This is a genomic window from Neisseria sp. HMSC055H02, assembly GCF_001813335.1.
Taxonomy (GTDB): domain Bacteria; phylum Pseudomonadota; class Gammaproteobacteria; order Burkholderiales; family Neisseriaceae; genus Neisseria; species Neisseria sicca_C.
Genome location: NZ_KV812095.1, coordinates 115,410 through 139,583, shown reverse-complemented (window position 1 = coordinate 139,583; position 24,174 = coordinate 115,410). Strand labels below are relative to the sequence as shown.

Annotated in this window: 19 protein-coding genes and 2 pseudogenes; 10 read left to right on the top strand and 11 right to left on the bottom strand. The window is 51.4% G+C overall.

Going from position 1 to position 24,174, the window contains the following annotated elements; genetic code table 11:
- Together bioD and bioA are read right to left on the bottom strand one after the other, a co-directional pair.
- Positions 1–669: a dethiobiotin synthase gene (bioD, locus tag HMPREF2907_RS06805; RefSeq protein WP_070681496.1), complete on the bottom strand. Its 669-nt coding sequence runs from the start codon at positions 667–669 to the stop codon at positions 1–3.
- On the bottom strand, positions 666–1,958 hold the full coding sequence (bioA, locus tag HMPREF2907_RS06800) for an adenosylmethionine--8-amino-7-oxononanoate transaminase (protein ID WP_070681494.1): 1,293 nt from the start codon (positions 1,956–1,958) through the stop codon (positions 666–668). The genes bioD and bioA overlap by 4 nt, the downstream gene beginning before the upstream one ends.
- 180 nt (positions 1,959–2,138) lie before the next feature.
- Here bioA and HMPREF2907_RS06795 point away from each other — a divergent pair, with 180 nt between their 5' ends.
- Entirely contained in the window at positions 2,139–4,214 is a 2,076-nt protein-coding gene (locus HMPREF2907_RS06795) for a LysM peptidoglycan-binding domain-containing protein (RefSeq protein WP_070681491.1), read from the top strand.
- Between the two features lie 437 nt (positions 4,215–4,651).
- Here the strand turns inward: HMPREF2907_RS06795 and HMPREF2907_RS06790 are convergent, their stop codons facing one another.
- Genes HMPREF2907_RS06790 through HMPREF2907_RS06780 form a run of 3 tightly spaced genes read right to left on the bottom strand, consistent with a single transcriptional unit; the run spans position 4,652 to position 10,635 of the window.
- Positions 4,652–6,070, bottom strand: coding sequence for an efflux transporter outer membrane subunit (locus HMPREF2907_RS06790; RefSeq protein WP_070681488.1), 1,419 nt, complete (start codon positions 6,068–6,070; stop codon positions 4,652–4,654).
- Between the two features lie 57 nt (positions 6,071–6,127).
- Positions 6,128–9,343 (bottom strand): efflux RND transporter permease subunit, encoded by a 3,216-nt coding sequence (locus HMPREF2907_RS06785; RefSeq protein WP_070681485.1) that lies wholly within the window; start codon positions 9,341–9,343, stop codon positions 6,128–6,130.
- A gap of 11 nt (positions 9,344–9,354) precedes the next feature.
- A complete protein-coding gene (locus HMPREF2907_RS06780; RefSeq protein ID WP_070681483.1) occupies positions 9,355–10,635 on the bottom strand; it encodes an efflux RND transporter periplasmic adaptor subunit in 1,281 nt (426 codons plus the stop codon).
- A gap of 235 nt (positions 10,636–10,870) precedes the next feature.
- Here HMPREF2907_RS06780 and mtrR point away from each other — a divergent pair, with 235 nt between their 5' ends.
- On the top strand, positions 10,871–11,506 hold the full coding sequence (gene mtrR, locus HMPREF2907_RS06775; protein ID WP_070681481.1) for a multidrug efflux system transcriptional repressor MtrR: 636 nt from the start codon (positions 10,871–10,873) through the stop codon (positions 11,504–11,506).
- A gap of 286 nt (positions 11,507–11,792) precedes the next feature.
- Here mtrR and HMPREF2907_RS06770 read toward each other — a convergent pair whose 3' ends face one another.
- The 3 genes from HMPREF2907_RS06770 to HMPREF2907_RS06760 all read right to left on the bottom strand — a co-directional run bounded on the left by HMPREF2907_RS06770 (position 11,793) and on the right by HMPREF2907_RS06760 (position 16,205).
- Positions 11,793–13,766: a TonB-dependent copper receptor gene (locus tag HMPREF2907_RS06770; RefSeq protein ID WP_070681479.1), complete on the bottom strand. Its 1,974-nt coding sequence runs from the start codon at positions 13,764–13,766 to the stop codon at positions 11,793–11,795.
- 399 nt (positions 13,767–14,165) lie between these two features.
- On the bottom strand, positions 14,166–14,999 hold the full coding sequence (serB, locus tag HMPREF2907_RS06765) for a phosphoserine phosphatase SerB (protein ID WP_070681476.1): 834 nt from the start codon (positions 14,997–14,999) through the stop codon (positions 14,166–14,168).
- A gap of 369 nt (positions 15,000–15,368) precedes the next feature.
- Positions 15,369–16,205 carry a PHP domain-containing protein gene (locus HMPREF2907_RS06760; protein WP_070681473.1) on the bottom strand — a complete coding sequence of 279 codons (837 nt, stop codon included), beginning with the start codon at positions 16,203–16,205 and terminating at the stop codon, positions 15,369–15,371.
- Between HMPREF2907_RS06760 and HMPREF2907_RS06755 the strand changes: the two genes are divergently transcribed.
- Positions 16,204–16,455, top strand: coding sequence for a hypothetical protein (locus HMPREF2907_RS06755; protein WP_070681470.1), 252 nt, complete (start codon positions 16,204–16,206; stop codon positions 16,453–16,455). The two genes, HMPREF2907_RS06760 and HMPREF2907_RS06755, sit on opposite strands and share 2 nt — an antisense overlap.
- 42 nt (positions 16,456–16,497) lie before the next feature.
- Here HMPREF2907_RS06755 and HMPREF2907_RS06750 read toward each other — a convergent pair whose 3' ends face one another.
- On the bottom strand, positions 16,498–16,716 hold the full coding sequence (locus tag HMPREF2907_RS06750) for an oxidoreductase-like domain-containing protein (RefSeq protein WP_070681467.1): 219 nt from the start codon (positions 16,714–16,716) through the stop codon (positions 16,498–16,500).
- Positions 16,694–16,927: an RNA-binding S4 domain-containing protein gene (locus HMPREF2907_RS06745; RefSeq protein ID WP_070681464.1), complete on the bottom strand. Its 234-nt coding sequence runs from the start codon at positions 16,925–16,927 to the stop codon at positions 16,694–16,696. The genes HMPREF2907_RS06750 and HMPREF2907_RS06745 overlap by 23 nt, the downstream gene beginning before the upstream one ends.
- 412 nt (positions 16,928–17,339) lie before the next feature.
- Here HMPREF2907_RS06745 and HMPREF2907_RS13705 point away from each other — a divergent pair.
- From HMPREF2907_RS13705 to HMPREF2907_RS13210, 6 genes and pseudogenes are all read left to right on the top strand, one after another.
- Positions 17,340–17,678: pseudogene (locus tag HMPREF2907_RS13705) on the top strand (TonB-dependent receptor domain-containing protein); the annotation flags it as partial.
- Between the two features lie 117 nt (positions 17,679–17,795).
- Positions 17,796–17,954 carry a hypothetical protein gene (locus tag HMPREF2907_RS13700; RefSeq protein ID WP_377084462.1) on the top strand — a complete coding sequence of 53 codons (159 nt, stop codon included), beginning with the start codon at positions 17,796–17,798 and terminating at the stop codon, positions 17,952–17,954.
- A 113-nt stretch (positions 17,955–18,067) separates the two neighbouring features.
- Positions 18,068–18,421: a hypothetical protein gene (locus HMPREF2907_RS13570; protein WP_318259036.1), complete on the top strand. Its 354-nt coding sequence runs from the start codon at positions 18,068–18,070 to the stop codon at positions 18,419–18,421.
- Between the two features lie 120 nt (positions 18,422–18,541).
- Positions 18,542–18,877, top strand: a complete 336-nt coding sequence (locus HMPREF2907_RS13565) for a hypothetical protein (RefSeq protein ID WP_318259035.1) — start codon at positions 18,542–18,544, stop codon at positions 18,875–18,877.
- 101 nt (positions 18,878–18,978) lie between these two features.
- A complete protein-coding gene (locus HMPREF2907_RS06730) occupies positions 18,979–20,697 on the top strand; it encodes an ABC transporter ATP-binding protein/permease (RefSeq protein ID WP_070681461.1) in 1,719 nt (572 codons plus the stop codon).
- Between the two features lie 141 nt (positions 20,698–20,838).
- Positions 20,839–20,950 (top strand): annotated as a pseudogene (locus tag HMPREF2907_RS13210) (IS5/IS1182 family transposase); the annotation flags it as partial.
- Positions 20,951–21,152: 202 nt separating this feature from the next.
- Here HMPREF2907_RS13210 and HMPREF2907_RS06725 read toward each other — a convergent pair.
- On the bottom strand, positions 21,153–21,929 hold the full coding sequence (locus HMPREF2907_RS06725) for a FadR/GntR family transcriptional regulator (RefSeq protein WP_070681459.1): 777 nt from the start codon (positions 21,927–21,929) through the stop codon (positions 21,153–21,155).
- A 397-nt stretch (positions 21,930–22,326) separates the two neighbouring features.
- On the opposite strand from HMPREF2907_RS06725, the gene HMPREF2907_RS06720 reads away from it, so the two are divergent.
- Complete coding sequence (locus HMPREF2907_RS06720; protein ID WP_070681457.1) at positions 22,327–23,970, top strand: lactate permease LctP family transporter; 1,644 nt, start codon at positions 22,327–22,329, stop codon at positions 23,968–23,970.
- The last annotated feature ends 204 nt before the right edge of the window (positions 23,971–24,174 follow it).

Below are 24,174 nucleotides of genomic sequence, written 5' to 3'. Positions count from 1 at the left end.
TTAATCGTTTTCAGACGACCTTTCGTCCGTCTCCACCTTATCCAACTCCATCCACTCCGCATCGGGAAAATCTGTTTTCAGACGACCCTTTAGATACGCCAAGCTGTCTTGGGCGATGTGTTCGTCGCGGCTGTCGTGGATGTGGTTGAAAATCAGGCTGTGCAGGCTGATGCCGTATTGTTTGAGCGCGGCGAAGCTGAGCAGGGTGTGGTTGATGCTGCCGAGCCGTCCGCTGGTAACGAGAATGACGGGGTAAGCCTGTTGCTGAATATAATCAATGGTTAACAGGTTTTCGGTCAGCGGAACCATCAATCCGCCCGCGCCTTCGACCAATACGATTTCGTATTGTGCCGCCAGTTGCTGCGTTGCGGTGCGGATTTTGTCCAAGTCCAAAGCCCTGCCGTCCAGACGGGCGGCGAGGTGGGGCGAAGCGGGATAGCTGAAGATTTCGGGCATGGTCAGCCGCTGTTTGTCGGCTTCCTGCATGGGTATGCCCATGATGTTGCGGTGGACGGCGATGTCGTCGGCGATGTTTTGGCAACCGGTTTGCACGGGCTTTTGCGTGATCACGCTTTTGCCCTGCTGCAACAATTGTTTTGCCAACACGCCGGTGGCGACGGTTTTGCCGATGTCCGTGTCTATGCCGCTGACGAAGTAAACGCCTTTCATTTGCTGTGTTCCTTCAAGATTTGTACGGTTTTGTCGGCAAGTTCGGTCAAGAGGTCGTCTGAAATGATGTAAGGCGGCATGAGGTACACCAGCCTGCCGAATGGGCGCACCCAAATGCCCTGCGCCACGCAGTCCGCTTGAAAACGCGCCATATCCACGCCTTTTTCCAGCTCAATCACGCCGATGGCACCCAAAACGCGCACGTCTTTCACGCCGCGAATGTCCCATGCGGTTTTCAGACGACCTTTTAAGATGCTTTCGATGCGGCGGATATTTGCCTGCCAATCTTGGGACAAAAGCAGCTTGACCGAAGCGCAGGCAACGGCACACGCCAGCGGGTTCGCCATAAACGTCGGGCCGTGCATAAACACGCCCGCTTCGCCGCGCGAAATCGTTTCGGTGACTTTTTGCGAAGTGATTGCCGCCGCCAGCGTCATATAGCCGCCGCTCAAGCCCTTGCCGATACACATAATATCCGGCACGACCTCCGCGTGTTCGCAGGCAAACATCTTGCCTGTACGCCCGAATCCGGTGGCGATTTCGTCAAAAATCAACACGATATCAAATTCGTCGCACAAATCGCGCAACCCGCGAAGATACTGCGGATGATAAAAATACATGCCGCCCGCACCCTGCACGACCGGTTCCAAAATAAAGGCGGCAATATCCGCATGATGCGCTTCAAACAAGGCGCGGACAGGCTGCAAATCCGCCTCGTCCCATTCATCGTCGAAACGGCTTTGCGGATTATCGACAAAATAACGCTGCGGCAGAGCGCTGCCGAAAATATGGTGCATCCCCGTTTCCGGATCGCAGACGGACATCGCGTTCCAAGTATCGCCGTGATACCCGCGCCGCACCGTCGCAATATTCTGCTTCGCGGTCAAACCCCCCGCCTGCTGGTATTGCACCGCCATCTTCAGCGCGACTTCTACCGAAACCGAACCCGAATCCGCATAAAAAATACGGTTCAGCCCCTGCGGCAAAATCCCGACCAACAACTTGCCCAGTTCCACCGCCGGCTCGTGCGTCAAACCGCCGAACATCACATGCGACATTTGTTTAATCTGCGCCTCAACTGCCTGATTCAAAACGGGATGATTGTAGCCGTGTATCGCACACCACCAAGACGACATCCCGTCAATCAGCCGCGTACCGTCCGCCAATTCGATATGCACGCCCTCCGCACGGCGCACCGGATAAACAGGCAACGGATCGGTCATGGACGTATAGGGATGGAGCAGATGGGTGCGGTCGAAATCGAGCAGGGAGGAATTTTCGGAAATCATAGGATGTTCTTTTGCTTAATCTGATTTTGACGGCATATATACGCAAACCGCCGTATTTTCGCGACAAATTTTATCATTAAGCCCCGGTCATATGTAAATTACCCTCATATCCTTGACGTTCACATGAATCAGACAGTAACATCGCCAAGACTGAATAATATATATTGATAATTGACTACTATGGCAAAACTGAAAACCATCGCCCTGACGCTGTCCGGTTTATCCGCCGTTTCCGGCGCGGCCGCCGCACAAAACGCCACTCCCAACCAAACAGGTATGGCAATGATGCGGCTCAATTCTGCCCTTCTCGACCAAGCCAAAGCCAAGACTTTCGGTTCCGGCAGCCTGTGGGCTTCATTGAAAAAAGACTTCCGCATGAGCGAAGTTAATTCCGAGCTGGTCCGCCGCCACGAAAGCAAATTCGCCGCAAACGGTGCCTATTTCGACCGCACCATCACGCGCAGTAAACCTTATATGTACCATATTGCAACCGAAGTAAAAAAACGCAATATGCCCGCCGAAATCGCGCTCCTCCCCTTCATTGAAAGCGCATTCGTCACCAAAGCCAAATCCCACGTCGGCGCATCCGGCCTGTGGCAGTTCATGCCGGCAACCGGCCGTCATTTCGGCTTGGAAAAAACACCTTTGTATGACGGCCGCCACGACATATATGCCGCGACCGATGCCGCGCTGAACTACCTGCAATATCTGCACGGGCTGTTTAACGACTGGTCTTTGGCTTTGGCTGCATACAACTGGGGCGAAGGCAATGTAGGCCGCGCCGTCAACCGTGCCCGCGCACAAGGCTTGGAGCCGACTTACGAAAACCTGCGCATGCCGAACGAGACACGCAACTACGTTCCCAAATTGCTGGCTGTCCGCAATATTGTCGCCAGCCCCCAGACTTTCGGCATGAATATCAGCGAAATCACCAATCAACCTTATTTCCAAACAGTCAGTATTGACAAACCCATCGACAACAGCACCATCGCCCGTCTCGCCAATATCAGCGAGAGCGAGCTGCTGACATTGAACCCTGCTTTCAACGCACCCGTCTTCATCCCGAAAAACAACCGAAAATTATTGCTGCCTGTTTCCGCCGTATCCGCATTCGAAAAAAATTACCGCAATGCGAATCCCGAAACCCTGCTCTCTTTCAATGCTTATACCTCGGCCCGCAATACCAATCTGAACACGATTGCGACAGAAACCGGGATGAGCGTTGCCGAAATCAAACGACTGAACGGCTTAAACGGCAATTCGCTGTCTGAAGGACGTACCATTTTGGTTGCACAAACCGATACTGCTACCAAACAGGATATGATTAATTTCATCGATACTGACAATACTCCGGATACCTACCGTTCGAATATGCCGACAATGGCTCCGATTCAAACGGCAGAACTCAAAACCGATACAGTCAAAAAAGTCGTCGCCCCTGCCAATACGGTTGCACAAGAACCTGCTCCAACAACCTTTGATTTTGTTGCCAATACCAAAGCTGCAACTGCCCCTATCGCCGCCGATGCCGTTACAACCGCCCAACCCCGTGTAGAACGCGTTCAAACCGTACAATCCACGGAAGCCAAACCTGCTACGGACACAACTGTCATTGCGGCGGCCGAGCCTGCACAACCTGCCTTAACCTTAACAGAACCTCAGGTCGTGGCATCGGCAAAATCAGCTACTCCTTCCGCTCCTTCAGCAGTCGAAGAACCTGACCAAATGATGGCATTGCTTGCCAATGTTGATTCACGTTTGCAAAAGGAAGAAGAGGATCAAATTATTGTTACTCAAAATATCGCGCATCATCAAGAAGTTGATGCAGCCAAAGCACGCAGCGAACGTATTGCCGAAAATATTGCCAAGCATCAAAGCCGTACTGAAGCGCGACTGGCAAGGGCAAATAATCAATCATCTGCCCAGCCGACAACTATGGCAGGTATGCACCGCGTAGCTGATGGGGATACCCTGTTCAATATTTCCAAACGCTACAATTTAAGCGTTGCCGATTTGATTGTGACCAACAACATCAAAGGCAGCAATATCCGAAAAGGTCAGCTGTTACGCGTTAGCGCGGATCTGGTCAAAACCCGTAAAAACAATATCCAAAATGTTTCTTACACAGTCCGTAGAGGCGATACGCTCAATACGATTGCCGATCGCTTTAACATAGATGTCAACGATATCCGCCGTTGGAATAAAAATACCCGAACCGTTACCCCGGGTCAGCGTTTGAAATTGATGGGCAGCTAACCGCGTAATCAAACAGCAGGTCGTCTGAAGTTTTCAGACGACCTTTTTGTATAGTATAGTGGATTAAATTTAAATCAGGACAAGGCGACGAAGCCGCAGACACACAGCTATAGTGGATTAAATTTAAATCAGGACAAGGCAACAAAGCCGCAGACAGTACAGTAGTACGGTAAGGGCGAGGCAACGCCGTACTGGTTTAAAGTTAATCCACTATAAATCATAATAGGAAATAATTAATCATCGTCATTCTGCGCAAGCAGGAATCCCGACCTCAGATTGTCAGTCATACTTTAGAATTGCCGTAAGCTCAAACTCTTAGATACCTGCCTGCTAGCCCAATCCATCCATATTGTATCCATGCCAAAATATAAAACGTCGTCTGAAACCCGATTGCCGGTTTTCAGACGACGTTTTGATGCCGTTTATTTCAAACAGACTTACTGCTGCGCGGCTGGTTGGCTAACGGTTTCGCGTTTCAAACCGCCGCCGAGTGCTTTATAGAGGTCGGCAAGGTTTTCCAGACGGGTAAGCTGGTTGGCAAGCAACGCGGTTTCTGCTCCATAGCTGCTGCGTTCTGCGTCAAGCAGGTCGAGGGCGTTGGATACGCCGTGTTTGTAGCGCAGATTGATAAGGCGCAGGGAGTCGTTGTAAGCGCGGCTTTGTTTGTTTAGCGCGGCGTAGCTCTTGTCGAGTTGCTCGCGTGCGACCAAGGCGTTGGATACGTCTTGGAAGGCGGCTTGGACGGCGGCTTCGTAAGCAACGATTTGCGCCTCTTTACGCAGCTTGGCTACGTCGAGATTCGCTTTGTTGGTACCCCAGTTGAAAATCGGCAGGGTAATGGAAGGTGCAAACGACCAGATGCCCGTACCGCTTTTGAAGAGGCCGCTCAACTCGCCGGACGCGGTACCGACCGATCCGGTCAGGCTGATGGTGGGGAAGAAGGCGGCACGCGCTGCGCCGATGTTGGCATTGGCTTGTTTGAGCGAGTGTTCTGCGGCGCGGATGTCGGGACGGTTCAGCAGGACTTCGGAACTCAAGCCGGCAGGCAGTCGGGTGATTTTGAACTGTTTGCTCAAAGGCAGCGCGGCAGGCAGGTCTTCCGGCAGGGGTTGGTTAATCAGGGTTGCCAAGGCATTGCGGGCTTGTTCGCGGTTTTTGACGGAGTTCGCGTAATCGGCTTTGGCGGATTCAATCAGGGCTTCCTGTTGACGCAAATCGACGGCGGAAATCACGCCTGCTTTGTGGCGCATTTGGGAAAGTTTGTAGGTGGCTTCGCGGGTTTTGAGGACGCGCTGCGCCAATGCCATCGATTCTTGGGCGTACAGTTCGTTGAAATGGGCTTTAGCAACGGCGGCAATCAGAGCAAGGTGGGCGGCATCGCGGTTGGCGGCTACGCTGAAATAACCTTGCAATGCGGCTTGGCTGTTGCTTCGGACGCGTCCGAAAAGGTCAAGCTCGTACGCTGCCGCACCCAAACCGACACTGTATTCGCTGCGGGTAACGCCGCCACTCAAGCTGCCTGTCCGCGTACCGGTACCGATGGCGTTTATGCTCGGCAGCAGGTCGTTGCGGGCAATCATGTATTGTTTGCGGTAGATTTCGGCGTTCAGCGCGGCGGTGCGCAGGTCGGTATTGCGTTCCAACGCGATGTCGATAAGGCGGTGCAGGCGCGGGTCGGCAAAGAAGTCCTGCCAGCCCAAGTCGGCGGCGCGGATGCCGTCGTCGAAGGTGTCGTATTTGAAGGTTTCGGCAACTTCAACCTGCGGTTGTTCGTATTTCGGGATCATGGTACAGGCGGACAGCGCGACGGCTGCGGCGACGGCACTCAATGCCGTTTTGTATGTCTTTTTGTTCATAAGGATTCCTTGAGGTCGTCTGAAACCGTGTTTCAGGTTTTCCGACGACCTTTTTGCTTAATGCTTGTTGTCCGTATTTTGATCTTCGTGGGAAATCATGCCCGCTTCGGCAGCGTGTTTTACTGCCATTTCATGTTCGCGCTGAGTTTCCTTGAAGAATTTACGCACGATGACATAAAAGAGCGGCACAAGGAACACGGACAAAATCGTACCGATCAACATACCCCAGAACACAGTCGTACCGATGGCACGCTGGCTGGCGGAGCTGGCACCGCTGGCAATATACAGCGGAACCACGCCCAAAATGAAGGCAAACGAAGTCATAATAATCGGACGGAAACGCAGGCGTGCGGCTTCCAGCGCGGCTTCCAGTGCGCTCTTGCCTTGCGCTTGCAGGTCTTTGGCAAACTCGATAATCAAAATCGCGTTTTTCGCACTCAAGCCCATTACGGTTACAAAGCCGACTTGGAAGTAAATATCATTGGTAAACGAGGGGATACTGCCCAACAGAGCTTCAAACGTATTACGCCCGGTAACACCCAATGCCGCGCCAATCAAACCCAACGGAATCACGAGGATAACTGCCAGCGGGATAGACCAGCTTTCATAAAGCGCGGCAAGCACCAAGAATACAGAAGCAATCGCCAAGCCGTACAAAATCAAGGTTTGCGAACTGCCTTTGGCTTCTTCGCGCGACTGACCGCCCCATTCTAGGCTGTAACCGCCGCCCATTTCGTCAACCATTTGCTGTACCGCAGCCATTGCTTGGCCGGATGAAACACCGGTAGCCGGAGAGCCGGAAAGTTCCATAGAGGGATAGCCGTTGAAGCGGACGCTTTGTTCCGTACCTGTCTGCCAGGAAACAGTAGCAATGGTAGAAAGCGGGACAGCGACACCGGAACTGTTGGGCACAGTCAAATTCAGGATGTCGGACGGCTGCATACGAGCAGAAGCATCAGCCTGAACCATCACGCGTTGCAGACGACCCTGGTTCGGGAAGTCGTTGACATAAGACGAACCCAAAGAGGAAGCCAGGGTCGTTCGGATGTCTGAGAACGAAATGCCCTGTGCGGCAGCAGCGGCCCGGTCGATGTCGATTTTCAATTGCGGCGCATCTTCCAGACCACTGGCACGGACGGTGCTCGGGTCAAACAGGCCGCTTTCGCGCATTTTGCCGATCAATTCGTTGCGCTTCGCCAGCAATGCGGCATGACCGGTATTGTTGCGGTCTTGCAGGTTGATGGTCAGACCCGAGCCGTTACCCAATTCCATAATTGGAGGAGGCGTAATAGCGATACCGAAACCATCTTTAAGCGTACCCATCATCATACCGGTCAGCTTGTTTGAAATAGACGTTGCATCGCTGCCCGGAGTTTTACGCTCATTCCAGTCTTTAAGTATGGCAAAACCCATAGCCATATTTTGACCGCTGCCCGAAAAGCTGAAACCGGAAACAGTAATGATATTTTCAATTTCAGGAATGCTTTTCGCCAACTGGGTAACTTGCGCCAATGTCGCATCGGTACGCTCTTTGGTCGCACCCGCGGGCAGTTGCACGCTGACCATGACGAAGCCTTGGTCTTCGGTCGGCAAGAAAGAAGTCGGCAAGCGCATAAACAGGAATACGCCGACAGCCGCCAAACCGATGTAAACAACCATCATGCGCAAAGTCTTACGCAACACTTTGGCAACCCAGCCTTCATAACCGTGTGTCCAGCTATCAAATTTTTTATTGAACCAGCCGAAGAAACCTTTTTTCTCTTCGTGATGCCCCTTCTGAATCGGCTTGAGCATGGTGGCGCACAATGCCGGCGTCAGCGTCAGTGCAAGGAATGCGGAGAATGCAATCGATGCCGCCATGGTTAAAGCGAACTGTTTATAAATATTACCGGTTGCACCGCTGAACATTGCCAAAGGCACAAATACGGAAATCAGGACGGCGGTAATACCGACCACCGCGCCGGAAATCTGACCCATCGCTTTTTTGGTCGCGGCTTTAGGCGGCAAACCTTCCGTCGCCATAATACGCTCGACGTTTTCAACGACCACAATCGCATCGTCGACCACGATACCGATGACCAATACCATCGCAAACATGGTCAATACGTTAATCGACATGCCCATATAAGAGATGAAGGCAAAACCGCCCAACAGCGAAATCGGCACGACAATAGTCGGAATCAGCGTATAGCGGATGTTTTGCAGGAATAGGAACATCACCAAAAATACCAATACGATGGCTTCCAAAAGCGTATGGATCACTTTCTCAATCGAAATATCGACGAATTTGGAAGTATCGTAAGGCGTTTTCCAGCTCATGCCCTGCGGGAAGTATTTTTGCAGGGTCGCCATTTTTTCCTTCACTGCGGTGGCGGTTGCCAAAGCGTTACCACTGTTGGACAACATCACCGCCATACCGGTGGTGTTCACACCGTTCAGGCGGGTGGAAGAAGAATAGTCTTCCATACCCAAGCTGACTTTCGCCACATCTTTCAGATAGACATTCGAGCCGTCGGTATTGGATACCAAAATGATGTTGCCGAACTCTTCAGCCGTACTCAATTGACCTTGCGCCGTAACTGTCGCCGAAATGGTCTGTCCCGGCGCAGCAGGCAGAGAACCGATAGAACCTGCTGAAATTTGGATGTTTTGTGTTGCAAGCGCGTTGGTTACCGCAGAAAACGACAGGTTGTAGTTTTGCAGTTTTTTCGGATCAATCCAAATGCGCATGGCGCGTTGCGCACCAAACAACCGTACCGAACCTACACCGTCGATACGCTGCAACTCGGGAACGATATTGCGCTGTGCGTAGTCGTTCATTTCCTCGGTGGACTGTACGTCTGACGAAAGCATTACAATCATCAGGAAGTTGGAACGCGCTTTCGATACGGTAACACCATATTGCTGCACGGTAGCAGGCAGATTGCTCAATACTTCGGAGAGTTTGTTCTGCACATCCACCTGCGCCAGATCCTCATTGGTTTCAGGCGTAAACGTCAAACTTACGCTGCCTCTGCCGCTGGAGTCGGCGGAAGTGCTCATGTAGTCCAAACCTTCCACACCGTTCATATTGCGTTCAATAACGGCAAGCACGCTGTCTTCCATCACCTGCGCGGACGCGCCCGGATAAGTAGCGGTCAGCGTAATGGTCGGAGCGGCAACGGACGGATATTGGGAAACCGGCAAACTCCTAATGCCGATAACACCCGCTGCGATAATAAAAATCGCAATGACCCATGCAAAGATGGGGCGGTCGATAAAAAACTTAGCCATTGATGCCTTCCTTATTTAGCTGCGGATGCCGGTTTGGCTTCAGAGGTCGTCTGAACGTCTTTCTTCACTTCGGAAGCAGCTTTGGGCACGGCTTCTGCAGCACTTCCGGCAGGCGTCCATTCTTTAGGCGTAACCTTTTTCGCACCCATCATGGCGGCGATGCTGGTGCCGTCCACAACGACTTTGTCGCCGTCGTTCAGACCCGCAGTGATCACCCAGTTGGTTCCCTGCTGCTGGGCGACTGTTACCTCGCGCGGCTCCATTTCGCCTTTGGCGTTCACAATCATCACGGTATCTTTCGTACCGCGCGTTACTGCCTGCTGCGGTACGACAAAAGCGTTGTCGGCAGCCACTTGTTCCATCAGGACGCGCACATAAAGACCGGGCATCAGGATATTTTTGTCGTTCGGCACTGACGCGCGCAGCGTGATTTGTCCGGTTGTTTCGTTAACAGACGGATCGGAGAACAGCAAACGGCCTTTATGCGGATAAACTTCGCCGTTGTCGAACTTGATACCCACTTCAATCGCGCCGTCCACGCCCGACAATTTGCCCTCGGCAACCTGTTGGCGCAGCTTCATTACTTCGGTCGCAGATTGAGTGATGTTCACATACATAGGATTGGTTTGGCGGATGGTTGCCAGAACGGTCGTATCACCCGCGTTCAACAGCGTACCTTCGGATACTTTGGACTGCCCGATGAAACCTGAAATCGGTGCGGTAATACGCGCCCTGTTCAGATTGATACCGGCAGATTTAATTGCCGCCTGAGCCGCTTTGACGCTTGCTTCGGCAGAGCGTTTCGCCGTTACCGCCGCATCGTAATCCTGCTTACTGATGGCATCGGCGGCAACCAGCGGCTTGTAACGCGCCAAGTCGGCATTGGCTTTGGCAAGGGTCGCCTGCGCACTTGCCAACTGGGCGCGCGAGCTTTCCAGATTTGCTTCATAGGTGGAGCTGTCGATTTGGTAAAGCGGCTGCCCGGCGCGGACATAGCTGCCCTCTTGGAACAGGCGTTTTTGGATGATGCCGCCTACTTGGGCGCGGACATCCGCCGTACGCAGCGACTCCAAACGGCCCGGCAGCTCGGTCGTCAGCGCGACGGTTTCAGGATGGACGGTAACGACACCGACCACAGGGGGCGGAGCTTCTTTTTGTGCAGCTGCCTGCTGCCCTTTTCCATCTTTTGCACCTTGCGCCGCATCGGTGCCTTTGTTACACGCTGAAAGAGCCAACGCAGTAGCGGCGGCGATTGCCGCCATGCGCATCACCTTAGAAGCATAAGAAGCCATTACTTTTCCTATCTGTATAATTGTTATGAGGTTTTACCCTATACTTTGTTATCAGAGCCGATTTTTGGTTCCGAAACAACAATAACCTGCCTCAATATCCGGAGCAGGTCGTCTGAAAAATTATTTTATACTTGAGAGCCAATCTCAATTACGGGTGCCATTATACATACATGCTTGCATGGATACAAAGTATTTTTTATAATTCCCAATATTCCACCCAATTGAAACAGGCATCATGCGGAAAACCAAAACCGAAGTCCTTAAAACCAAAGAACATCTCATGCTCGCCGCGCTGGAAACCTTCTACCAAAAAGGCATCGCGCGCACTTCGCTCAACGAAATCGCCCAGGCCGCCGGCGTGACGCGCGGCGCGTTGTACTGGCATTTCAAAAACAAAGAAGACTTGTTCGACGCCCTCTTCCAGCGCATTTGCGACGACATCGAAAACTGTATGCATCAGGACGCGGCCGATAGCGATGAACAAGAGTGGTCGCTTTTCCGCCGCACCTTGATGCACTTTTTCACGCGCCTGCAAACCAACGACATCCACTATAAATTCCACAGTATCCTGTTTTTAAAATGCGAACATACCGAGCAGAACGCCGCCGTCATCGACATTGCGGATAAACATCAATCGATTTGGCGCGAGAAAATTACCGAAGTCCTGACCAAATCCATTGCCCAACATGCCTTATCCGAAGATTTGGATACCGACATGGCGGTCATCTTCATCAAATCGATGTTGGACGGTCTGATTTGGCGTTGGCTCTCGTCCGACAAAAGTTTCGACCTTGCCCAAACCGCACCGCGCATGATTGACATCCTCTTGGACAATCTGAAAAACCACCCGCAACTGCGTAAGCAAAAATAACCAACTGCATACAAAAAGGCCTTCTGAAAACAAATATCGTAGGTTTTCAGACGACCTTTTTACCTTACATTAGGGCGGGTTTTGGTTTGTTGTGTTGCAATATCCGATTGTTAAGGATTTGGTTAAACTCAAATAGAATATGAATATGCTTAACCCGATACTGTCATTTTTACCAACGAAGGAACGAGGATCGCGTGAGATTTGTTCTTTCTTCAGTTTATAGAAAAGGTCGTCTGAAAACACCGAATCGGGTTTTCAGACGACCTTTTTCTTTCTCAACTCAACATCAGAATTTCGCTTGCAACCTCAACCAAGCGGTACGGCCGGGTTCGTTGACGCGCAGGGTTTGCGTGCCTGCTGAAGGGTCGCCGCCTTTGCTGACGAATTCGGCATAGGTTTTGTTGAACACGTTGTCTATACCGGCCTGCAAGGTGGCGTATTTGCTGAATTTCCAGCCGGCATTGAGCGAGAGTACACCGAAGCCGGAAGATGCGCCGATGTCCTGACCGACGATATTGCCTTGACCTTTGCTGTAACGGTTTTGTTTCGCCACGACGCGCCATAACGCGCCTGCGCTGTATTTGCCGTTGTCAAAGGCGAGGGTGTTGTTCCACTCGAGCGGTGGGGTTTGCGCCAAAGGTTTGCTGTCGGTGCGGTTTTTGCCGTGGGTATAGGCGAGGCTGCTGCCGATTTCCCAATTAGGTGCAAACGTCCATTTGACTTTGGCTTCGCCACCGAAACGCGAGGCTTTAACGTTGCGTACACCTAAATCCGTGCCTTGGCGTTCGAGTATGATGAAATTTTTGACATCGCTGCCGAATACGGACACGGAGGCATGGAGGTTAGGACGTTTCCAGATGATGCCCGCATCGATTTGGCGGTTTTGTTCGGGATGGATGATTTTCTTTTTGGTGCGCAGACGTTCCCAGTAGTCGGGCGAGCGTTCGGCGATACCGAATCCTGCGTAGTATTTCAAGCCGTTATCCGTGTCACGTTCCCAACGTAAGAAACCGGAATTCAAGTTGAATTTCTGATGTTTCAAGGCGGGATCGGTTACGTCTGCGGAATCATAATCCGCTTTGACACGGTCGTGGCGCAAGCCTGCTACCCAACGTTGTTTATCGGTTTGTTGCCAAGCGGCTTCGGTGAAAACGCCCCATTGTTTGAAACTTTGGTTGGGCATAAAAGGCTTGTGGCTGTAACCGTCGCCGCCGCGTTCCATACGGGCGACGTGTACGTCGTCCATATAATCTACGCCGGTTTGCAGGTTGAGATTATCCCAATCGAAGGTGGCTTTCAGACGACCTGTGTCGGTATTGCGTTTGGGGTTGTTGGCGTTTTTAATCTGTTTGCCTGCGGGATTGCGGATGGTGCGCAGGCTGTATGTGTCCATGACGTGGTCGATTTCGCTTTCACCGTAGCGCAATTCGAGTTCGCTGAACCAAGGGGTGAGGTTGCGTTGGGTAAAGCGGACGTTCCATGCGTCGCGGTCGAATTTGCTGCCGTCCATCATGCGGTCGGCGTAAGCGACCTTGGCTCTGCTGCGTTCGTATGTGCCTGCGATGGTGGTGTTTTCGGTCGGGGTGATGCCCAGTTGCAGCATTTGGCTGTCGCGTTTGAAATGGGAGTGGACGCGTTTGCCTGAGCCGTCTTTGTAGTCGTCGGCTTCGTTATGGGAAATATTGCTGCGGACGTAGGCGTATTTGCCGCCGAACTCGGCTTCAAGCGAGCCGTCGCGGCGGTCGTTGCTGCCCGCAGTCAGGGAGGCGTTGATGTTGTAGGGTTTTTCGCTGAAATCAGGGTCTTTGCGGATAAATTGCACCGAACCGCTGACCAAGCCCATGCCTTGTGTTACGGTTTGAGGACCTTTGGTAACGACGACCTTGTCAAAAGAGTTTGGATGAATGTAGGCAGTCGGCGGGTCCATACGCATGCTGCAGCCGCCGTAAATAAACTGGTCGTCTGCGTTAATCGACAGGCGCGAACCGCCCAAACCGCGGAACAATGGATCGCCCGAGCTTCCGCCTTTGCGGATGATGCTCATGTTGGGGACAGACTGTAAAAGGTCCGCACCGTCTCCGGCAGGGAGGGGTTGCAAAGCAGCTTTGGGGTTGAAAGTAACGCTATTGGCTTTTTGTTGTTGTGTGCCGGTGACGGTGACAGGGGAAAGGGTAACAGTCTCTTCGGGAACGGGGTTTGTATCTGCCCAAGCTTGGGATACAGCTACGGCAAGCGGCAGAAGGAGTAACTGATGTTTCATCCTTAAGGCTCCTTTTATTGGTTTAGTTCATAGGTTGTAGTTAAATACTACTTTAGTAGTATAAAGAATGTCAGGTAGTTTGTGAACAAGAAAACGATTTTGTTTAATTTAAGTCAATATTTTCAGTGCATAGCCAAATTATTTTAAGAACGGTAATAACCGTGTTGATTAATTGCCTATTGTTCCGTTTGGTAGGAAGAAGGGATAAGGCTGTTACGGGGATAAAGAGGGCTGTGTTCGGGAGCGGGTTGCAAACCCGTTTTGGCGTGTTGTTACTGCGTTCCCTTTGGTGTTCCGTTCGCAGTCATTACGATATTTCAAACAGCAAAAAGGTCGTCTAAAAAATTTTCAGACGACCTTTGCTTTACAGGGAAACCCCTGACAAACGATACAGGCAGTTTATTTAAACCACCCCCTGACACGTTCCAATCCGCCGAAGTTGATGCAGGCATCGGCGACTGCCTGCGCTTTCGGTTTGGCGTGGTAAGCCACGCCTATGCCGGCTTCTTTGAGCATCGGAATATCGTTCGCACCGTCGCCCATCGCCAACACCTGATGCGGCTGCAATCCGAGGCGGTCGCGGTATTCGCGCAATAAATCCGCCTTTGCCTGCGCGTCGATGATTCTGCCTTTCAGACGACCTGTCAGCTTGCCGTTTTCAATTTCCAAAACATTGGCGTGTTGGTATTCGAAGCCGAGGCGTTGTTGCAGCCTTTCGGTGAAAAACGTGAACCCGCCCGACACCAGCATGAATTTCACGCCGTGTGCCTTGCATTCGTCCAATAAAAATTCCGCACCGGGCGAGAGCCGCAAAACGTTTTCATAAACTTCCGCCAAAACCCGTTCGTCCAATCCCGCCAACAGAGCGACGCGGCTGCGCAAAGACTGCTCGAAATCCAATTCGCCGCGCATCGAGCGTTCGGTAATTTCCGCCACGCGGTCTTTCAAACCGACGCCCGCCGCAATTTCATCGATGCATTCAATGGTAATCAGCGTCGAATCCATATCGCTGACAATCAGCCCGAGTTCACCGAACGCCCTATCGGGCAACACGGCATGGTCGATTTGACGGCTGTCCAGCAACGCCGCGTCTGCCTCGCTTAAAGAAAACCCTTCCTCAACAATAAAACGCATACGCTTTTCATCAACGTAATCAGGCTCGGGCAGGCGGGAGAGGAGGGTGGAAGGCAGGGTTTCAGCGGAAGGAAATTGGAGGACGAGGGCGTGCGGCATGGCGGTAGCTCAAAAAATGCGGATTATAGCAAAGCCTGAAGATTTCATATCGGGAAGGTCGTCTGAAAACGGGCTTCCTGATGAAAACCGTATGCGTGCGGCGATGCGATGAAGAGGTTTTCAGACGACCTTTGGGGAAAATGATTCCTTTAAATCAACTAGGACGCTTATTCGCCGTCATGGCTGCTTTTGTGTGTATGGGCATGACGGCAGCGGTACGGTTTGGTTTACCTGTCAAGATGGTGCGCAGACAGGTTGCTTGAAATTTTCGGTAAATTTGCGGATAAAACCTACACGACGAAATTCGGTAAGGCATGGCGTGTAGTGTCGGCAAGTTTGTCCCAATATCCAAACTTTGCCTTAAATGCCTCAAACCCTTTTGAAATGTTCCCAAACCGGTTTGCAGTTTTCCGGCAGTTCGGGACACGCGCCGAGGATGCCGCCGCTGAAGTCGTTTAAGCGGTGGAAATCGCTGCCCGCGCTGGCGAGCATACCGAAGCGTTCTGCCAGCAGCGCGTAGTTGAGGCGGTCGTTTTTGCAGCAGTTGCCGCTGTGGACTTCGATGCCCACGCCGCCGAGGTTTTTAAATTCTTCAAACAGATTGCGCTTGGCGGTGGCGGACAAGTCGTAGCGCATGGGGTGGGCGATGACTGCCATGCCGCCCGCGCCGTTGACGGCGGAGACGCAGTCTTCCAACGTCGCCCATTCGTGGCGGACGGCGCAGGATTTGCCGTCGCCCAAGTATTTGGTGAACGCCTGCTGCTTGTTTTTGACGTGTCCCGCTCGGATGAGGAACTCGGCGATGTGGGTGCGGCTGACCATTTCTTTGTTTGCCGCCAGCGCGAGCGCGCCGTCGTATGCGCCGCCGATGCCTTTCTTTTCGAGCTTGGCGGCGATGGCTTTAAGGCGTTTCAGACGACCTTGCCGCACTTGTGCCAACAGGTTTTGCAGGTTTTCGTCCTGTTCGTCGAAATCCAAACCGACAACGTGTATGGTGCGCCCGCGCCAAGTTACGGAGATTTCCACGCCGTTGACGAAACGCAGCCCGAGTTTGTCCGCTTCGGCACGCGCTTCGGCGATGCCGCCAGTGTGGTCGTGGTCGGTCAACGACAGCAGCGTGCAGCCGTTTTGATGCGCGAGGCGCACGACTTCGCAGGGGGAGAGCATACCGTCGGAAACGGTAGAATGGCAGTGCAGGTCTATCATGGGGCGTTATGTGTGTGGTGAACAGTGGACAGGTGCAATATTATCGGGCGGTGTGGCGACGGGGGTAATTTTAAAAACGGGTGTATGGCAAATTTATAAGGAAAAGTCGCTATTCCGTCATTCCCGCGCAGGCGGGAATCTAGGCCTTGATTTGTCGGAAATGTTTAAGGTTAACCGCTATTTCAAACTTCTGGATTCCCGCCTGCGCGGGAATGACGATATGAACGTTTTCAATTTTAATCTACTATAAAAGGCCGTCTGAAAACGCGGTTTCCATCAAGCCGAACCGTTTTCAGACGGCCTTTCCGTTATCTTCGTCTTCCGACCAACCCGCTTCTTTCAATTTCCGCCGTTGCGCGTCGTATTTGGCTTTATCCGTCCAATAAATCGTCTGGATGCAGGCATCGCCGCAGTCGCTGCCGCAGCATTCCCACGATTCTGGGCGGACGGGTTCGTCTAGAAGCGGCTCGCCCAAGAGGGCTTTGGCTTTATTCTTCAGGGTCGTATCCATCGGTGATTTCCAAGCGCGCGCCGTCAAACTCGATTACTTCGCCGCCGCGTATTTTGGCGGTTTTGCGGGTTTCGGTTTCGCCGTTGCGCAGCACCAGTCCTTCGGCGATAAACGCTTTCGCCTGCCCGCCGCTTTCGGCAAGTCCGGCGAGCTTTAGGAGGTCGCACAGGGCGATGTATTCGTTGTCTTCGAGATAGACAGTGGCTTCCATGAGGTTTCCTGTAATGGGGAAGGTTTGAATGTGTGAAATTGTAGCATAGTTCGTCTGAAAGCCGTTTCAGACGACCTGCCCATCCACACGGTAATCCGTTTTTTCACTGTTCGCAAGAAAATACAGCAACAACCATTTCTATACGCACACCCTTGAAGCAGGTACCCGCATCAATCCTACTGAAAAACTGCATCTGCTGGCAGGCGGACGCTATACCCATTGAAAACGCGACTTCGATTACAACTGATCCCGTTATACAGGCGCTCCGGACAACGATGCAAAAACCTATTCGGTCAAAAACAGCAAATTCATTCCATACATCGACATCACTTACGATTTCATGCCGGGGTAAAGCCTCTATGCAGGCTATACATTCATCTAAAAACCGACTCCGAAAACAAATGCTGACAACAGCTATCTCGCGCCCGAAGTCGGTAAAAACTACGAATTGGGTTGGAAAGGCGAATGGACGCAGAGCAAACCCAATTCGGCCTTTTCCCTGTTCCAAACCGATAACACCAACGTCGCCGTGCGTGTCAACGTTCCGGCCAGCGGCAACAGGAAACAGACTTTCTACTACGTTCCCGCAAAAGAACGCAGCCGTGGTGTAGATGCAGAAATTTCCGGAGCAATCGGCGCAAATTGGAAGCTGTTTGCCGGCTATACCTACAATATCCGCAAAACAGAAAACCATCCCCATACCGAGGGCGATTTTGCCAACTGGACCCCAAAACACATTCTCCGCGCTTAAAGCAGCTATACGCCGCCGTTTGCAAAAGGTAAGTTAAGTATCGGTATAGGCTTGTCCAGTCAAAGCAAAACCGGCAGCAAGCTGCCCTAAGGCGGCTATACCGTTTGGAATGCCGGTTTGCAATACCGTCCGACCGACAATTTGCAACTGGGGCTGGCAGTCAACAACCTGTCCGACAAACGCTACTATGAAAACAACAGCAACCGTACAAAAAGCTACGGCAACTTCTACGGCGAACCGCGCAACGCCGTGTTCAGCCTGAAGTGGAAGATGTAATATAGTATAGTAGTACCATCATTCCCGGCTTGCACGGGAATGATGGTATATAAGTTTTTATTCATATTGTTTTTAAATTCATAAGAATTTTTGCGCACTATTCTATTATAGAAATGTTAAAAGACTTTTTATCTAATTTTTTAAAATCACAGGAAGAAAAAATAAAACTTCCTACATTTTTTACGTTTTTAATTGCTTTCTTAGTGTTTAAAATCTGGACTTATTGGAAACCAATTAGTATTTTTCTCCTTTCTAAGGAAGATATAGAAACCAGAATTATTAAGATAGATAATCAAATTAATTTGATTGAAAAAAATTTCAGTATTTCTTCTTGGTGGCAAAGTATTCTATTTTCTATTTTTATAACTACTATATATACGATTTTATTTCCATATATACAACTAAAAGTTAATTATATAATTTCTTCATTTAAGAAAAAGAATTTTAATATTCAAGCGGAATTTTAATCTGAATGTGGAAAAATAAAACTAAAAAGAGAAATAGAAGAACGAGAATATAGAAATTTACAGAATCAAAATACTACTGATAGAAGCTTTGCCGATCAATTACGCGATAGGGATGATGAGTTGCGTAATTTATTAGCAGAGATGGGTAGGCTTTCAAAAAACTATAATAATAGAATAGAGGAAATGAACAAATTACATAGTGATGAAATAGGAAGTATTCATTCGGATTATCAGAAAAAAATTGAAAATTTGAATAAGGAAATAGCTGAACTACAAGAGAGGATTGAATATATTTCGTATCAAACCCAACAAGTAGAAAATGATATGCGACAAGAAAGGGAAAAAGAATTTCATTTACAGCGGGAACAAGAAAACTTGGAATATAACAGGCTATTTGAGGAAAATAAAAAACTTCGCTGGGAATTGGAACGGCTTAGATCTAAGGATTCTTCATAATTCAATGAATTTTGGGTTGTCTATTATGTGTCTAACCAAAATCTTATCTTGCACACATAGATTTTCAGACGACCTCCCGTTATTTGTACCAACACACCCCCATGAACATCCTCAAAAAATTCTCCCGACTCGCCCGCCCCTTTTGGACGGGGGCGCACGGACGCATCCAATGGCTGATGCTTGCCGTCCTCATCGGCTTTACCCTTTGTTCCATCACCATCAGCGTTTGGATCGCCGAGTGGGACAAACGTTTCTACGACGCGCTCGCCGCGTTTGACGGCGCGTCCATGCCCGCGCTCATCGCCGAATACCTCGGTTACATGGCGATGATTATCGGCTGCATCGTCTGCGGCGACTGGCTGCAAAAACGCCTCATTTTCCGCTGGCGCACCCACCTGACCGAACAATTCCAGCAAAACTGGCTCGAAGGCCACAAACACTACCGCCTGCGCCTGACCGGCGAACCCGACAACCCCGACCAGCGCATCGCCGAAGACATCTACCTCCTCGCCGACAAAAGCATCGGACTGTTCCGCTCCTTCATCAATAATATTGCCAAATTCAGCGCGTTCGTCGCCGTATTGTGGACGCTCTCCGGCGTACAGACCTTCAACATCGGCGGACGCGACATCACCATACACGGCTACCTCGTCTGGGTTGCCCTGATTTATTCCGTCATCAGCACCCTGATTGCCCACCTCGTCGGCCGCAAACTCAAAAACCTCAACATCGACCGCCAACACCGCGAAGCCGACTACCGCGCCGTCCTCCTGCGTGTGCGCGACCACGCCGAACAAATCGCCTTCTACAACGGCGGCGAAGCCGAAACAGGTCGTCTGAAACAACGCTACCTCCGCATCCGCGACAACTGGCGGCGGCTCACCAACTGCGAATTCCGCCAAGAAACCTTCTGGGCAACCTATGTGCGCATCAGCATCTTCATCCCCATCCTCGCCACCCTGCCCATGTACCTCGCCAAAACCATGACCTTCGGCGACATGATGCAGACCCGCACATCGTTTGCCCGCGTCCAAGACAGCTTCGGCTGGTTTACCGACTCCTACCGCCGCCTCATCGAATGGGCGGCAGTCGTAGAACGCCTCTCCGGTTTTCAGACGGCATTGGAACAAGTAGAGCAGGAAGGCAGAAGCGCCGCCCACCCAACGTCCGCACCCACCCTGACTTTAAACAACCACCGCCAAAGCGGCATCCTCGTCCTGCAAAACCTTACCGTCCACACCCAAACCGGCAGCCCCCTGCTCAGCCACATCAACCTCGAAGCCCACGCCCCAGAATGGGTATTGCTCGAAGGCAGAAGCGGCATCGGCAAATCCACCCTGTTGCGCGCCCTCGCGGGCTTGTGGCCGTATTACCAAGGCAGCTTCGCCCTCGACGGCAGCCTCCTCTTCCTGCCCCAACGCCCCTACCTCCCCGCCGACACCCTGCGCCACACCGTCAGCTATCCCCACACCGTCTGCCAAGACGACCGACTTATTCAGACGACCTTGGAACAAGTCGGACTAGGCCGCCTGAAAGATAATTTAGACGAACCATACGAATGGCACGGCATCCTTTCCGGCGGCGAACAGCAACGCCTCAGCCTCGCCCGCGCGCTGCTGCACAAACCGCAAATCCTGTTCCTCGACGAAGCCACCAACCAGCTCGACGGCGAATCCGCATTGACGCTGATGCAAACCCTCAAACGCGCTTTACCCGACACCCTCGTCATCGGTATCAGCCACCAATCTGAAATCCAAGCCTTGTTCGGACGTAAAGTTAATTTAAAACCACTCGACGAACTTGCAAACCGTTCAGATTAGTAATATAGTTCTTTCTGACTAGTTTCATAGTTCTTTAGGGTTACTTTTAAAACTCCTTGGATAGCCTCCGCCAGCTCCCGGCAGGAGGCGTTTTTTTTGCCTGTCTGCGCTTAAAACAAATTAAATTTCAAGGCGTTGGATAGGTATAGTGGATTAAATTTAAATCAGGACAAGGCGACGAAGCCGCAGACAGTACAGATAGTACGGTAAGGGCGAGGCAACGCCGTACTGGTTTAAAGTTAATCCACTATATAAATATTGGTATTTGAATAGGTTTAATTTTCAGACAAATCTTGTTGTATGGGCTTAATGTGTAAAACAAGAAATAGAAAAAGGTCGTCTGAAAACCTTGCGTTTGGGTTTTCAGACGACCTTTGTGTGCATGAACTTATATCAGCAAGAAGGATTAGCCGCAGCCGGAGTGGTATGCATCAATCCAAAGGGAAGTCGGGTGCTTACCAGTCCTGCACCCGCTTCAAGTCTTTCTGCGCCAGCGTGTCGGCGTGTTCGTTGCGGCTTTTGTATTCCCTGTTTTGCAAGATGCTGTTGGCGACGTAGTTTAAGTGTATTTTGGCGGCTTCGGCGGCATCGGCGGGGCGGCGTTCCAAGATGGCTTCGTAGATGGCGCGGTGTTGCGCGATCAGCTTGGGGCGCGGGTCTTCGGTTTGGTTGGAATAGATGATGCTGCTGCGCGTCTGGCGGTAGAGCATTTTGAGCAGGCCGCCGGAGAGGTGGCTGAAGAGGATATTGTGTGCGGCATCGGCGATGGTTTGGTGAAAGCTTACGTCGGCTTCGCTTTGATGTTCCAGATGGCCGCTTTCGCAGGCGGATTCGAATTTTTGCCGCCAAAAATCAATCCGTTTCAAATCGGCATCGGTGCGCCTCTCGGCAGCCAGCGACGCCATGCAGCCTTCGATGTGGCAGCTGAAATCGAAAACGTCGGTTTCCCAGTTGGAATGTTTGCCGAGCAATTCTTGCCAGCTTTGGAGGAAATCCTGCTGCGGTTTGACGGAAACGTAATAGCCGTCGCCCTGACGCGCTTCCAAAACCTGCCGCGCAATCAGGATGTTGAGCGCGACCCTGACCGACGGGCGCGATACGCCGAATTCTTCCGCCAACGTGCGCTCGGGCGGGATTTTGCCGCCTTCTTCGTAAATGCCCGCCGCGATGCGTTCCTCCAATATCGACAATATTTGGTCGCTGATTTTTTGTGGACGAACCAGTTTTGTCATTGTAATTCCCTCTTTTCCATCATGTTTTTTTCTGCGAAGAAGACCCAAATCCGATAATGTGATGCGGCAGGCCGTCCGAAAGGGCAGTCTGCATCAAAATTGGCATGACCAAATTGGCATGACCAATGTCGCCGTATTCTAATTAACCGCCCCGTATCCCGTCAATATGGCTTGTCCTACCCGTATGTGTTTTAAAACTACATTGGGCTACATTTTTACAATTCATATAATATTTTGTTTTATTTAAAACTAAATAACAAATTTGCGCCGATGCAGCCGGGTCGTCTGAAAAAACAATTGACCGCCATATTAAAGTTTCGTAAAGTGTCCTCCGTTCTCAAAATTGGTTTTACCAATTTAAGAAAATATATTAGAAAAATATTCGGAGATTTTCCCTATGGATACTTGGATTCAAAACTATACCGCAGTGGGCGGCAGCCTATATTTGACGGCAGCCGTCGCCCTCCTGCCCATTATCTTTTTCTTTGTCGCACTGACCGTCCTGAAGCTTAAAGGCTATCAGGCGGGGCTTTATACGCTTCTGATTGCGCTTGGCGTTGCCGTATTAGGTTTCGGAATGCCTGCTGGCATGGCGGTTTCTTCCGCGCTGTACGGCTTCGCTTACGGTTTGTGGCCGATTGCATGGATTATCGTTACCGCCGTGTTCCTGTATAAAATTACCGTAAAAACAGGGCAGTTCGACATCATCCGCGCTTCCGTGATTTCGATTACCGAAGACCAACGCCTGCAAATGCTGCTGGTCGGCTTCTCTTTCGGCGCATTCCTCGAAGGTGCGGCAGGCTTCGGCGCGCCGGTGGCGATTACCGCCTCTTTGTTGGTGGGCTTGGGCTTTAATCCGCTCTACGCCGCCGGTTTGTGTTTGATTGCCAACACCGCGCCCGTGGCTTTCGGCGCGATGGGTATTCCAATCCTGGTTGCCGGTCAAGTGTCCAACCTCGACCCTTACCACATCGGTCAGGTCGCCGGCCGCCAACTGCCGATCCTGTCGATTATCGTTCCTTTTTGGCTGGTCGCCATGATGGACGGTATGCGCGGCATACGCCAAACTTGGCCTGCCGTATTGGTGGCGGGCGTATCTTTCGCCACTACCCAGTTCATTACCGCCAACTTCATCGGTCCGGAATTGCCCGACGTGACCTCCGCATTGGTCAGCCTGGTCTGCCTGTCTGCCTTCCTGAAAAAATGGCAGCCTAAAGAAATCTTCACCTTCAACGGCATGAAAAAACCGTCCGAGCGCAAAGCCGGCGAATACACTGCCGGACAAATCATCAAAGCCTGGTCGCCTTTCGCCATCCTGACCGTTTTCGTCAGCGTGTGGACGATTAAGGGCGTTAAAGAGGCTTTGGGCGTTGCCACCATCAAATTCGACTGGCCGATGCTGCACAACTTGGTACAAAAAGCCGCGCCCATCGTCAGCGAACCGACACCATACGCCGCCGTGTTCAAAATCGACCTCCTCGGCGCAGTCGGCACGGCAATCCTGTTTGCTTCCATCGTTTCCGCCGCCTTGCTGAAAATGAAACCTTCCGAAGCCGTCAGCACTTTCTTTGAAACGCTCAAAGAACTGCGCCTGTCCATCCTGTCTATCGGCTTGGTACTCGGCTTCGCATTCGTGGCAAACTATTCAGGCCTGTCGTCCACATTGGCACTCGTCCTCGCTGCTACCGGCACCGTGTTCCCGTTCTTCTCGCCGTTCCTCGGCTGGCTGGGCGTATTCCTGACCGGTTCGGACACTTCCGCCAACGCGCTCTTCGGTTCGCTGCAAGCCAGCACTGCGCATCAAATCAACGTCGTACCCGAGCTGACCGTCGCGGCCAATACCACCGGCGGCGTAACCGGCAAAATGATTTCGCCGCAATCCATCGCCATCGCCTGCGCGGCGGTCGGTCTGGAAGGCAAAGAATCCAACCTGTTCCGCTTTACCGTGAAACACAGCTTGATTTTCTGTACCTTCGTCGGCCTGCTGACTCTGCTGCAAGCTTATGTCTTGCCGTGGACGCTGGTTTTCTTCAACAAATAAGCCAATCGGCTTGAAATAAAAAAGGTCGTCTGAAATCCAATTTGGGTTTCAGACGACCTTTTTTCGTTGTGGGCTGCAAATACGGATATGCAGAAGGTTTTTATTTGAATCTGTGATATAGCTAAATTACTTTATTTTCGATACGCAACTTACTGACTGTCGTCATTCCCGCGTAGGCGGGAATCCATTTTTGAAATTCAGAAA

Excerpts from the sequence above, each read along its gene's own strand:
- HMPREF2907_RS06745 (WP_070681464.1), bottom strand. The coding sequence starts at position 16,927 with ATGGAAGCCACTGTCTATCTCGAAGACAACGAATACATCGCCCTGTGC.
- bioD (WP_070681496.1), bottom strand. The coding sequence starts at position 669 with ATGAAAGGCGTTTACTTCGTCAGCGGCATAGACACGGACATCGGCAAA.
- HMPREF2907_RS06785 (WP_070681485.1), bottom strand. The coding sequence starts at position 9,343 with ATGGCTAAGTTTTTTATCGACCGCCCCATCTTTGCATGGGTCATTGCG.
- HMPREF2907_RS06755 (WP_070681470.1), top strand. The coding sequence starts at position 16,204 with ATGGGGCGTTATGTGTGTGGTGAACAGTGGACAGGTGCAATATTATCG.
- mtrR (WP_070681481.1), top strand. The coding sequence starts at position 10,871 with ATGCGGAAAACCAAAACCGAAGTCCTTAAAACCAAAGAACATCTCATG.
- bioA (WP_070681494.1), bottom strand. The coding sequence starts at position 1,958 with ATGATTTCCGAAAATTCCTCCCTGCTCGATTTCGACCGCACCCATCTG.
- HMPREF2907_RS06780 (WP_070681483.1), bottom strand. The coding sequence starts at position 10,635 with ATGGCTTCTTATGCTTCTAAGGTGATGCGCATGGCGGCAATCGCCGCC.
- HMPREF2907_RS06725 (WP_070681459.1), bottom strand. The coding sequence starts at position 21,929 with ATGACAAAACTGGTTCGTCCACAAAAAATCAGCGACCAAATATTGTCG.
- HMPREF2907_RS06760 (WP_070681473.1), bottom strand. The coding sequence starts at position 16,205 with ATGATAGACCTGCACTGCCATTCTACCGTTTCCGACGGTATGCTCTCC.
- HMPREF2907_RS06790 (WP_070681488.1), bottom strand. The coding sequence starts at position 6,070 with ATGAACAAAAAGACATACAAAACGGCATTGAGTGCCGTCGCCGCAGCC.
- serB (WP_070681476.1), bottom strand. The coding sequence starts at position 14,999 with ATGCCGCACGCCCTCGTCCTCCAATTTCCTTCCGCTGAAACCCTGCCT.
- HMPREF2907_RS06750 (WP_070681467.1), bottom strand. The coding sequence starts at position 16,716 with ATGGATACGACCCTGAAGAATAAAGCCAAAGCCCTCTTGGGCGAGCCG.
- HMPREF2907_RS06730 (WP_070681461.1), top strand. The coding sequence starts at position 18,979 with ATGAACATCCTCAAAAAATTCTCCCGACTCGCCCGCCCCTTTTGGACG.
- HMPREF2907_RS13570 (WP_318259036.1), top strand. The coding sequence starts at position 18,068 with ATGTTAAAAGACTTTTTATCTAATTTTTTAAAATCACAGGAAGAAAAA.
- HMPREF2907_RS06770 (WP_070681479.1), bottom strand. The coding sequence starts at position 13,766 with ATGAAACATCAGTTACTCCTTCTGCCGCTTGCCGTAGCTGTATCCCAA.
- HMPREF2907_RS06720 (WP_070681457.1), top strand. The coding sequence starts at position 22,327 with ATGGATACTTGGATTCAAAACTATACCGCAGTGGGCGGCAGCCTATAT.
- HMPREF2907_RS06795 (WP_070681491.1), top strand. The coding sequence starts at position 2,139 with ATGGCAAAACTGAAAACCATCGCCCTGACGCTGTCCGGTTTATCCGCC.